Raw genomic sequence first — 11,517 nt, forward strand, 5'->3', positions numbered from 1 at the left:
TTGACATCACCAACACAATCGCGCAGAGTTGCTTTTTGATAACACCCCGATGCATAACACTCTGAGAACCAATGAAATTACTTCACTTACAACTCTTCTGGTATGAAAAGCATCACACCCTTTTAGAAATGGAAGCGCTCCCTACGCTCACCCCAACCCAAGAACAAGCACTGGCAGAGTGGGTTAAGTGTCGACGCAAAATATTAAGCTTTGAAGCTCACCAACATACTTGGGTAAAAGTGAATGTAGACGGTTTTTCTTCCGCTTTGCATTTAAAGCCTAATGGCACGTTGGTCGAGCGAGATCTGTTTGGTGAAAAAACGCTACAAGGATTATGGAAAGTCATCGACGGTTTCTTATTTATCAAAGTGATCAGCGGTGAATTTATTGTCGAATATCAGATTGTTGGCAATAACGAACACAGCATTCACTGCGGTATTGAGTACATCAACGGCCGAGTCAGTACCTACAGCAAATTTATTCAAACCAAATAAGCTTTGTGACCCACGGGAAAAAATGAGATGTATGTTGAACAAGATATCAACAACCTTGTGAATCCATCGGCAAACTGTGGCACACTCGACATAAATGCAGACTCGGTTCATCACGGTTTATGGAAGAGTACTTAAAACGAATCAAGCAGCTTGAAGAGCAAGTTGAGCATCTCAAAAAAGAAAACAGCTCTCTTGAAGAAAAACTGAATGCAACGCTAGAAGGCACTGGTCTTTGTCTTTGGGAACAACACATTCCTAGCGGAACCCTTAAAATATTCAATAGAGAATGGGGTGATATGCTTGGCTATCAATCACACGAGCTAGACGCCACCGTCGACATTTGGAAAAGCAAGCTCCACCCCGATGATTATGACTTAGCCGTGGGCGCTTTTGAGGACCATTTGAATGGCAAGGCTGACACCTATCAGGTCATACACAGGATGATCCGCAAAGATGGAGGTCAAAGCTGGGTGTCGGATCGCGGCCGAATCGTTGAATATGATGAGAATGGAAAGCCGCTGCGCATGATGGGCACCCACACGGATATTACCAATGAAAAACATTATGAATTAGAACTCTCCAAACTCGCCGCGCAAGATCCATTAACCAACCTATTAAATCGAAAAGCGCTAGAAACTAAGTTTGACGAGATGAATGATCTTGTCGAACACCCTGCGGCACTAATTTTTATCGATTTGGATGACTTTAAAACCGTCAATGATCATCTTGGGCACCAAGCTGGGGATTTCGTGCTACTCCAAGTTTCTCAATGGCTTCAAGAAAATGCGCCTCAACCATCATCGATTGCTCGTTTGGGCGGCGATGAGTTTGTCCTATTGTGCATCAACCAAAGCACAGAAACGTTAAAGCAGTTTATCGACAGTTTGCTCACCAAAGCCTATTCACCACTAAAATTAAGCCATGGAGAAGTGCAAATTGGCTTTAGTATTGGTGTTTGCCAATTCACAACCTCAACGCATACTTTTGAAACCTTATATGAATTGGCCGACCAAGCAATGTATCAGGTGAAGAAAAATGGCAAAAATGGCGTTGAGTACATCAATCTTAGCCAATAGAAGGCAAAAACACTTCCCCTAACATACATCTCACCGAACCACCGCCAATATCCTCAATGGTCTTCACATTACACGGCAGTAACTTACCGTGACTGGCCAGCTGCGCACGCTGCGCCGGCGAAAAGGCATCAAACGCCGATTGCGACATAGCGATCACTTTATCCCCTGCCGCCGTTTCTAATTGTAAAATGTTGCCGCAGAAACAGTTCATCTGCTCAAGTGAAATTGAGATGATCTGTTTATCTTTGGCCAGTGATTTAACCACAAAACGGCGTTCAAACTCCGGGATCACTTCATCGCAAATCACGCAGAATGCTTCACCAACCGCCATCATCACATTGGTGTGATAAACCGGTTGGCCTGAAGGCAACGCCGTTTGAAAAGAGACCACGCGATCATAACCGATACGTTTAGCGTACTCCTCTAGCACTTCACGGTCACAGCGCTGTGACAACGCCGAATAGATGGTTCGATTAAGGTGATCCATCACCATCACACCGGTGCTTTCAAGATAAGCCTGCTGGTCTTGATACGCGAGCAACGAATCTTGCGCCAATACCTTTCGGCCTGACAAAGTAAGGGCTTCAACCAACGCTTGTGGGCGCACTTCTTGCTGTCGATTTTTACAAGCCATCGGAAAGGTAAACAAGGTTCCCTCTGGCGTAGTGCTAAACCAGTTATTGGGAAAGACGGCATCTGGCGTTTCCACTTCAGATAATGGGTAATCAAACTCCACTACTTGTACGCCTTCGAGACGCAGTGTCTCAACCATGCTTTGATATTCGGCCATGGCTTGGATGCGAACTTGTTCGGTACTCAATGCAACTTGGTGTTGAAATTCATTATCTTGTGCCGTTTGAGCGTTAAATTTGAACTCTTTTGGCGGCACCATTACGACACAATTGGCATTTTGCACCGTATTCACGGCTGGCTGTGTGATCACTTGTTCCTGCAACATCATAGAAACTTTCCCTTCTACTCACTTTAGGCCAATTGTAAGCATAATGTTAAATCAACATTGACTGAATTTTGGGTTATTTCATCGAATAACTCCTATTAATTACTGAGAAAACTATTTTTCACATTAAAAATTACGGCAAAATCCTCATCACACCTAAAAATATTCACCCTTATTCAAAAAATATTCACAGTAAAAACTCACTTAAACGTAACGCAACTCGTTTATGGTTCTCTTATCGTCGATAACGATATTTAACTCGCTTCATTTTTTCACCCGATGGACGTTAGAGCCGATGCTTGCTGCATTGACCACCGTATTAATCAGGCGCCGTTTTCTAGAGCCAAGCGCGAAAAGTAATCCGCCACTTATGTTGTGATTTCGTTATACTTCTGTTCGGCTTACTCCATCATTTGCTCCCCTTATAGGAGTTCAACGTTAGATTCTCGCGTTCTAGGCTTTTGGTCTCTCATACTTTAGCGAGAATTGGCATAAGGATTTTCGATGTATAAAAAATTTGAAAGCTTTACCCAAGCCTTTCCCAAAGAGGAACCCAAACAGCCTCCTGCGACCTTATGGGCCTTTTGTCGTTACTACACGCGCGGCTTTGAAAAACCACTCATTTTAATGGCGTTAATCAGCACGTTAATTGCCGTTGTTGAAGTATCACTGTTCGGTTTTATGGGCCAACTGGTGGATTGGCTCTCATCCAGTAACCCAGAGACTTTCCTAACTGAGAACCGAGACACCTTGATCGGTTTATCTATTTTAGTACTCGTGATCATGCCACTTTTGATTGGCATCTATTCACTGTTGATCCACCAAACTATGCTCGGCAATTATCCCATGTCGATCCGTTGGTTGGCGCACCGTTATCTGCTCAAACAAAGCCTCTCTTTTTACCAAGATGACTTTGCGGGAAGAATTGCCACTAAAGTAATGCAAACGGCGTTATCCATCCGCGAAACCGTGATGAAGACCTTGGATGTGTTTGTCTATGTGTCAGTCTATTTCACTGCGATTGTGGTGATGTTGGCGCAAGCAGACTGGCGTTTAATGGTGCCGATGCTCGTCTGGCTCGCGGCCTACATTTGCATTCAACTTCACTTTGTACCACAGCTTAAAAAAGTAGCATCAGAACAAGCCGATGCTCGCTCAACCATGACGGGGCGCATTGTCGATAGCTACACCAATATTGCCACGGTCAAATTGTTCTCACACACCCGCCGAGAAACCGACTATGCCGAACAAGGCATGGAGAGCTTTTTAGACACGGTTCACCGCCAAATGCGTTTAGTGACTGGTTTTAACCTGTGCGTTGAACTCGCCAACTATATTTTGGTGTTCGTGATTGCGGCGACTTCGATTTATCTATGGATGCAGAGTGCCATCAGTATTGGTGCCATCGCGATTGCGATCAGCCTTTCATTGCGCATTAATGGCATGTCGAAATGGATCATGTGGGAAGTCGGTGCACTCTTTGAAAACATGGGCACAGTCGTGGATGGCATGAAAACCCTCTCGAAACCGATCACCATTGAAGATAAACCCAACGCAAAACCGTTGCAGGTTGCACAAGGTGGCATCGAATTTGATGACGTGAGTTTCCACTATGGCGAGAATAAAGGCGTTATTAACCATTTAAACCTGACCATTAAACCGGGTGAAAAAGTGGGTTTAGTAGGGCGTTCTGGCGCTGGAAAATCAACTTTAGTCAATTTACTGCTTCGTTTTCATGATGTTGAAGGTGGGCAAATTCGCATCGATGGGCAAGCGATCAATGACGTCACCCAAGATTCGTTGCGCAGCAAAATTGGTATGGTGACGCAAGATACTTCACTGCTGCATCGCTCGATCCGCGATAACATTTTGTATGGCAACCCTGATGCAAGTGAAGAACAACTGCTGCAAGCCACCCGACAGGCACACGCACATGAGTTTATCGAAACACTCACCGACCCATTTGGTAACCTAGGCTATGATGCGCAAGTGGGCGAGCGCGGCGTAAAACTGTCTGGCGGCCAGCGCCAGCGAATTGCTATTTCCCGCGTGCTGTTAAAAGATGCGCCACTATTGGTACTCGACGAAGCCACATCCGCACTCGACTCCGAAGTGGAAGCGGCAATTCAAGAGAGCTTAAATGAGCTGATGCAAGGCAAAACCGTGATTGCCATTGCTCACCGTTTATCAACCATTGCCGCAATGGACAGGTTGATTGTACTCGATAAAGGTAACGTCGTTGAGCAAGGCACCCACCAAGAGTTGATCGCTCAAAACGGCATTTATGCACACCTATGGGCGCACCAAACGGGTGGCTTTATCGGTTGCGACGACGTTGAGATTGCTTAACGGTTTATCAACGGAGTTTGCGCTCCGTTGATGCTTCCACAATTGACTCTTTTTCCTTAGAATTCGCCCATTCCCTTTATTTAACTAGATTTGGATTATGAACAAGAGCTTACTCACTAATATCATTGCGCTAGCGCTCCTTGCAGCGGGCTATCAACTGGATAACACCATTGCGCTGTATGCGGGCTTATTTGCCTTTTCTGGCGCAATCACCAACTGGCTTGCGATTCACATGCTGTTTGAAAAAGTGCCAGGACTCTATGGCTCGGGTGTGATACCTGCTCGCTTTGAAGAGTTCAAAACCGCAATCAAGAGCCTGATGATGGAGCAATTTTTCACCCAGTCCAATATTGACCGCTTCCTCAGTAAAGAGATGACGGGCAGTAAAACGTTGGATCTTGAGCCTGTGATTGCCAAAGTTGACTTCAACCCAACCTTTGATTCTTTGGTCGAAGTGATTGCAAACTCTCCATTTGGCGGCATGCTGGCGATGTTTGGTGGAACCGACGCGCTACAACCACTCAAGCAACCGTTTGTCGAAAAAATGCAGCAATCTATGATTGATATCAGCCAAAGCGATAGCGTTAAACAAGCGCTCAAAGAGCAGTTAGAAGCTCCTGAGATGATTGAAGAGATCACCGCTAACATCGAAAACATCATCGATCAACGTCTCAATGAACTCACGCCTAAATTGGTGAAAGAGATGGTACAGAAGATGATTAAACAGCACCTTGGCTGGTTGGTTGTTTGGGGCGGAGTATTCGGTGGTTTGATTGGTGTGGCTTCCTCCTTCTTTGCCTGATTGCCGTTACTTATGTGATGGTAAAATGTGATTACAAAAAAGCCAGTACGTTTAAATGTGCTGGCTTTTTTATGATGACTCGTGACCCGTTAACAGAGATGAAGACGCGTTAATAGTGGCTTTAATTTAGGGTGATCTAAAGGGTACACTTTGGGTATCACAAGGTAAATCATGCTGACAAACAGCAAGGAGCCGTATAAATCAACCGGACGATGCATCCCTAACCATAAGCGGCTAAAGGCGACTCCACAGGCCCAAAGCAATAGACCCGCCGCAAAAATATAGCGCTTTTGTTCAATAAACAAGCCACCAAAGAAAGCCAGACAAATAGCAGCGAAGATCGTATGGCCAGAGGGAAATGAATAGTCCTTTTCACCCTGCCAATGACGTAAGCGCCAGTCACTGACTTGGGTTGCGATGTCGGTCATCACACTTTCTTTTTGTAATTCACTCAATTTATAAAAATGCGCAGGGTTTGGAATAAGCAGTTGATGCGTCATCAATTCAGTGTACGGGCGCGGGCTCTCTGTCAGATGTTTTAAACCCGTTTTGGCAGCCATACCAATCACCAATAACAAGCCAATTTGAATAATGCGGTTAAGCAGTTCAATGCGGGAAGTCGCTGTCCGTGTTGCCAAAAAAGCCAACAAAGCAAAGGTAAAGCCAAAACCTTGCCAACCAGCCGAATCGGTTAAATAGGTAAAAAATGCACCGACGCCATCGCTCACTGGTGTGGTCAAATCAATCGAAGACCCAACCAATGAGATGGGAACTAACAGCAACGAGAACAAGGCTAAGAGTACTAAGCCCGATTTTTTGATTTGGATTTGCTTTTTCACGCTCAATAGACACCGCTGGATTATTGAAGACCAGCATAATAACGGACGACACGCAAAGAACGTATCAAGCAATTGTCAATTTGAGGGAAAATAATCGCCCCGACCCCACCCTTTTTACTTATTTTCCTGACACAAAGAATTCATGCATAACGTGTAGGAAAGGCAAACCAGACCATGTCCTGCCTAAGCGAAACAACGTCTTCTTTCGTGCAAGATAGGAGGCGCCAAGACCATGAATGGATGATGGCAACAGCGTTGACCAACAGCAGGAATGTTAAAAAGGGAGCCGCAGCTCCCTTCAGAGGAAAATGATCAGGGCTTATGCGCCAATCACCCCGCCGTCTTCACGAGTGATCATCATAATGGTCGAACGCGGCTTGGTGGTTCCACCGTATGGGAAATGCGATGGCGCTTCATCTTCCCCAGGGTGTTGAACGCCAACAAACATGGTTTTTTGATCCGGTGAAAAAGTTAACCCTGTTATTTCACAAGCAATCGGCCCAGTTAGGAAACGTTTTACTTCACCAGTAATTGGATCCCCGCACAACATTTGGTTATTGCCTTGCCCGGCAAAATCCCCTTTGTTGGAATAGTTGCCATCGGTTTGAATCCACAAGCGACCCGCTTTGTCAAAGCCGATACCATCTGGGCTGTTGAACATGTTGTCTGCTGAGATATTGTCGCTGCCCGCATAGAGATCGCCTTTATGTACCGTTGGGTTGCCCGCAATCAAGTACAGATCCCATGCGAACACAGTGCTAGTGTGATCCTCATTGGCTGGCATCCAGCGCAGAATCTGGCCATAGTTATTCTTAGCGCGAGGGTTAGGACCACCAACAGGTTGCCCCTCTTTACCTCGGTTTTTATTGTTGGTCAGTGTACAGAACACGTGCTTATTATCAGGGTGAATCGCAACCCATTCAGGACGATCCATTGTCGTAGCACCCACTTGAGTCGCTGCGCGGCGAGCAAAAATCATCACTTCTGCTTGGTCCTTAAAGCCATTTTCTGGCGTTAAACCATTTTTACCAAAGGTCAGTTCAAGCCATTTTCCCGAGCCTTTCAGTTCTTTCTCATTCATATCAAACTTAGCGACAAAGAGGGTTCCTTCTTCTAATAAATTGCGATTCGCGGCATCGTTACCAGCTTGGTAGCGATTTTTTGAAACGAATTTGTATAGATGTTCACCGCGTTCATCATCCCCCAGATAGACCACAGCATGGCCATCTTTGTTGAGAGTAAGCGCCGCATTTTCATGTTTGAAACGGCCTAACGCCGTGCGTTTAAGTGGCGTCGATGTTGGATCGTTCGGATCAATTTCCACCACCCAACCAAAGCGGTTTGGCTCATTGGGGTTTTTCGCAACGTCAAAACGCTCATCATGTTGGTGCCACTGATAATCACTGGGTTTGGCTTCAATACCATAACGCTTATGATCAGCCGTTAACTTCACGCCATCTTGGTTACTACCAAAGAAATCATCAAAGTTCTCCTCACACGTTAAGTATGTCCCCCACGGCGTTTGACCATTCGCACAATTGTTAAAAGTTCCCAGTGGATTTAAGCCCTTAGGATCAGTGGCGGTTTTCATTAGCGTATGGCCTGCAGCTGGCCCTGTGAGCAACATTGGTGTGTTTGCCGTGATACGACGGTTACGCTTCCCTGCGCGGTCAACCGTCCACTGGCCATTTTTGTTCATCACTTCAACGACAGTAACGCCGACCGCAGCTTGCGCTTTACGCACATCATCTGCTGTCATCGATTTACCTTTGTGATCAAACAAGTATTCGTAGTTGGTGTATTCATTATTAATCGCAAGTACACCGCGATCATCCGAAATTGGGAAGAAGCTCATGCCATCAGTGTTATCACCAAATTGAAGCTCTTGTGCTCGTGAATCTTGTTTACCACTTTGGTCAAACTCAGGAGCATCAACAGAAATAGGGTCACCCCATGAAATCAACGGAGTCGCTTTATACCCTTTAGGAACAATGACTTTATCAGCCGTTGATGCTGGAATAGCCTCAAAGTTGAGCAGTGAAGAGCTCGACTTTGCCGCCACAGCCTTAGCAACTGGATTTAAAGATAAAAACGCGCCTGCACTGACTGCCGCACTACCCGCCATAAAACGGCGGCGAGAGAGTCTCGCTTCGATCATTTCACTAAATTGAGACTCTTGCTCATCACGCTTCCACATGTTTGCTCCTTGACTTTACTTGTCTTGTTATTGGATTTTGCAAGCAGCTTAGCGGTCTATCGTGACAAATAAGTTAAATTTACATTGCTTAACGGTGACAGTGAGTTAAAAAATAAAATCTATGCGTTAGCTAAATAAGCCATTCAGCACAGCAGGGTCACCACAAGTATCACTCCAAAATCGATATTTTCTAACCGACCTCGTCGAGAAAACAATACAACCGGCACCGCCATCAAGCTTGTCAATTGTCAAAACGGATAGTTTTTTGTTTTGTTTGGCAAGAGATGAATATTCATTTGATCATGCGCTCAAATCACACCTATTTTTTTACAGTTTTCTATTCTTAAACTAGGCTCAAAGTGCATATGGATGAATATGAACATCTAAGATCACTACATACCTTATACACAACGCAAAATACCTAACTCGACTGGAGTCTGTTATGAAATATTTTATTTGCCTGATCGCTTGTTTCTCCTTTTCCTCCTTTGCTAATGAGTTTGAAGGGGCGCTAAAAAACTTCATTGATACCAAGGTGGCTGAAATCATTGCTAATCCCGTTTTAATCCAAGCCATTAATGCTCAAAACGCTCAAAACGCTAACCTAACTCAAATGCAAATTGATCAACTCGACAAGGATTGGCGTAGCCAAGTGGGCCAAACCGATGCTCCACTGATCAACAAACTGCTCTCTTCCCCCGCATCTTCTGAACTTAAATCGATTCAACAAGCTAGCAACGGCCTAATTACGGAGATCTTTGCTATGGATAACAAAGGCCTGAATGTCGCCCAAAGCGAGATTACTTCTGACTACTGGCAAGGAGATGAGGAAAAGTGGCAAGACACCTACCTTAAAGGTCCAAGCGCATATCTAATTGGTGAGATAGAAGAAGATGAGTCGACCCAAATGTTTCAGTCACAGATAAGCCACAGCGTGGTTGACCCTAGCTCAGGGAAAGTGATTGGTGCCATCACCATCGGCGTTAACGTAGAAGCTCTTTAACTCATTGATCAGGATTACTCTATATGAGACTTAGTATTAGTCGGTTGGTAGTGGCAAGTGCGTCGCTACTTAGCGTTGTATCGCTGATTGCTATTTCCTATGCTCTATGGTCGAAAAGTGCCACAGTGATGTACTCGCTGAGCGCTCAAACTTATCAACAAATGGCGGCTTCTCTAGCTGAAAACGTCGCCACTTCGGTGCGCTTTAACAAAGTAGAGAGCTTGGAAGAGCGGGTTAAAGTCGCTGTCGATAGCAGCAATAAGGAACTCAAACATATAGCAGTTTTCCTTGCAGATGGATCTTTATTCTATCAATTAAATGAGAAGTCCGTATCTCCTAGCGGAGTCAATATAAAAAATGCACTGACCCAAGCATCAACCAACGCCATCATTATTGAACAAAACACACAACACGTGATCATCATCAACCCATTAACATCGGGCAAGGAAGCAAAATTGGTGGGTTACTTAGTTACTCAGTGGCAATTTGACAAGGTCAATGCCATTTCCAAGGAACTGGGGCTATGGGCCATTTCAATTGGCATAACCTTCGTGTTGATTACTTTTATTGGCTTGTTTTTTATTTTGAGGAGCGCTCTACTGCATCCTTTAAATCAGCTGAAAAACTTATGTGAATCATTGGCTTCTGGTCAGTGCGACCTCAAGCAACGAATTCCATTTAACAAAGATAACGAGTTAGGTGACCTTGCCACAGCAATCAATATGTTCATTGAAAAAGTGGAACATACCTTCCACCCTATTGAACAAAACATCTGCGATGTCACTGATGTTACGAAAGCTGTTGAACGACAAGTGAAGCAGCTAGAACACAATATCAATGGTCAGCAGCGGGAAATTGCGCAATCAGTACAAATTGGTGAAGGTGCTCGGCAAAGCATTGCGTCAGTCACCGAGAATATCAATACTGCGTCACTGTCTTTACAACAAGCAGTTATTTCTGGGCAAGAAAGTCAACAACAACTTAAACATGCATTAAGTGAAAATAAAAACCTAGCAGAAAAGTCACAAGTAACAGCAAAAACCGCTGAGAGCCTAAATGCCCAAGTTGGAAAAGTCACCGATATCTTACAGATCATCCGTACGATCGCTGATCAAACAAACCTGCTTGCGCTCAATGCGGCCATTGAAGCGGCTCGCGCGGGTGAGAATGGTCGCGGGTTCGCCGTCGTGGCAGACGAAGTGCGTAACCTAGCGGAAAAAACATCCTCTTCAACCAACCAAGTGGAAGAGATCCTTACCGTGCTTAGTAACTTTTCGAAAGACTTGATCGGCTACATGGGGGAAAGTGTCAATGCATCAATGAGTTGCGTTGAAGCTATTGAAAGTAGTAACGAGTTAGTCAGCCAAGCGATCAAGGATGTTAATCAAGCGAATAACACCAACCACTTAGCGGTCAATTCATCTGATGAGCAACTGTCACATGTTGAAGATTTGCTAACGCAACTGAGCAATCTTAATCAACATTCACTCGAACTACTTAATGACAGCAAAGTGATGAGCGATTGTAGTAAAGAGCTCTTCCAGAAAGCACAAGCCACTTCATTATCACTCAGCAAGTTTAGTGCTCATTAACCTAATACTAAAAACCGAACAACACACTTAGCATACTTCAAATAGTTGAGTTCCATAAAACAAAAACCCCAGACAGCTGGGTAATGCCGTTCACTTAAGAGTGAACGGCATTTTTGTTCTTAGCATACCGTTGTGGTCTAGGCTTAACTGTTCTAGGGAATGTTCTTTCCCTTCGCCCTTCAAGTATTAAGCTTTCAGCCATGTTGT

At 44.7% G+C, this 11,517-nt stretch carries 9 protein-coding genes; 6 read left to right on the forward strand and 3 right to left on the reverse strand.

Translation table 11 applies throughout. The features are described 5' to 3' along the window. Positions 1–71 precede the first annotated feature (71 nt). On the forward strand, positions 72–494 hold the full coding sequence (locus tag AACQ75_RS06935; protein ID WP_010316849.1) for a hypothetical protein: 423 nt from the start codon (positions 72–74) through the stop codon (positions 492–494). A gap of 119 nt (positions 495–613) precedes the next feature. Continuing rightward, the gene (locus AACQ75_RS06940) at positions 614–1,570 is read left to right on the forward strand and encodes a diguanylate cyclase domain-containing protein (RefSeq protein ID WP_026028163.1); all 957 of its coding nucleotides are present in this window, start codon (positions 614–616) and stop codon (positions 1,568–1,570) included. Here the strand turns inward: AACQ75_RS06940 and AACQ75_RS06945 are convergent. Next, positions 1,560–2,531, reverse strand: coding sequence for an arginine deiminase-related protein (locus tag AACQ75_RS06945; RefSeq protein ID WP_017045022.1), 972 nt, complete (start codon positions 2,529–2,531; stop codon positions 1,560–1,562). The two genes, AACQ75_RS06940 and AACQ75_RS06945, sit on opposite strands and share 11 nt — an antisense overlap. A 501-nt stretch (positions 2,532–3,032) precedes the next feature. Between AACQ75_RS06945 and AACQ75_RS06950 the strand changes: the two genes are divergently transcribed. Next, positions 3,033–4,877: an ABC transporter ATP-binding protein gene (locus tag AACQ75_RS06950; RefSeq protein WP_064626585.1), complete on the forward strand. Its 1,845-nt coding sequence runs from the start codon at positions 3,033–3,035 to the stop codon at positions 4,875–4,877. A gap of 97 nt (positions 4,878–4,974) precedes the next feature. Continuing rightward, entirely contained in the window at positions 4,975–5,679 is a 705-nt protein-coding gene (locus AACQ75_RS06955; RefSeq protein WP_013868329.1) for a DUF445 domain-containing protein, read from the forward strand. Positions 5,680–5,768: 89 nt separating this feature from the next. Here the strand turns inward: AACQ75_RS06955 and AACQ75_RS06960 are convergent, their stop codons facing one another. Both AACQ75_RS06960 and AACQ75_RS06965 read right to left on the reverse strand, forming a co-directional pair. Beyond that, the gene (locus AACQ75_RS06960) at positions 5,769–6,524 is read right to left on the reverse strand and encodes a phosphatase PAP2 family protein (protein ID WP_170889694.1); all 756 of its coding nucleotides are present in this window, start codon (positions 6,522–6,524) and stop codon (positions 5,769–5,771) included. Positions 6,525–6,837: 313 nt separating this feature from the next. Further along, positions 6,838–8,715 carry a PhoX family protein gene (locus AACQ75_RS06965; protein ID WP_170889696.1) on the reverse strand — a complete coding sequence of 626 codons (1,878 nt, stop codon included), beginning with the start codon at positions 8,713–8,715 and terminating at the stop codon, positions 6,838–6,840. Positions 8,716–9,157: 442 nt separating this feature from the next. Between AACQ75_RS06965 and AACQ75_RS06970 the strand changes: the two genes are divergently transcribed. Then, complete coding sequence (locus AACQ75_RS06970; RefSeq protein WP_170889698.1) at positions 9,158–9,718, forward strand: hypothetical protein; 561 nt, start codon at positions 9,158–9,160, stop codon at positions 9,716–9,718. A gap of 23 nt (positions 9,719–9,741) precedes the next feature. Next, positions 9,742–11,310: a methyl-accepting chemotaxis protein gene (locus AACQ75_RS06975; RefSeq protein ID WP_170889700.1), complete on the forward strand. Its 1,569-nt coding sequence runs from the start codon at positions 9,742–9,744 to the stop codon at positions 11,308–11,310. Positions 11,311–11,517: the final 207 nt, after the last annotated feature.

It is taken from the genome of Vibrio sp. B1-2 (genome assembly GCF_963888445.1).
GTDB classification, from domain to species: Bacteria; Pseudomonadota; Gammaproteobacteria; order Enterobacterales; family Vibrionaceae; genus Vibrio; species Vibrio anguillarum.

Bases quoted from the DNA above. Each gene is read 5' to 3' on its own strand.
- AACQ75_RS06965 (WP_170889696.1), bottom strand. From the start codon at position 8,715: ATGTGGAAGCGTGATGAGCAAGAGTCTCAATTTAGTGAAATGATCGAA.
- AACQ75_RS06950 (WP_064626585.1), top strand. From the start codon at position 3,033: ATGTATAAAAAATTTGAAAGCTTTACCCAAGCCTTTCCCAAAGAGGAA.
- AACQ75_RS06970 (WP_170889698.1), top strand. From the start codon at position 9,158: ATGAAATATTTTATTTGCCTGATCGCTTGTTTCTCCTTTTCCTCCTTT.
- AACQ75_RS06955 (WP_013868329.1), top strand. From the start codon at position 4,975: ATGAACAAGAGCTTACTCACTAATATCATTGCGCTAGCGCTCCTTGCA.
- AACQ75_RS06945 (WP_017045022.1), bottom strand. From the start codon at position 2,531: ATGATGTTGCAGGAACAAGTGATCACACAGCCAGCCGTGAATACGGTG.
- AACQ75_RS06940 (WP_026028163.1), top strand. From the start codon at position 614: ATGGAAGAGTACTTAAAACGAATCAAGCAGCTTGAAGAGCAAGTTGAG.
- AACQ75_RS06935 (WP_010316849.1), top strand. From the start codon at position 72: ATGAAATTACTTCACTTACAACTCTTCTGGTATGAAAAGCATCACACC.
- AACQ75_RS06975 (WP_170889700.1), top strand. From the start codon at position 9,742: ATGAGACTTAGTATTAGTCGGTTGGTAGTGGCAAGTGCGTCGCTACTT.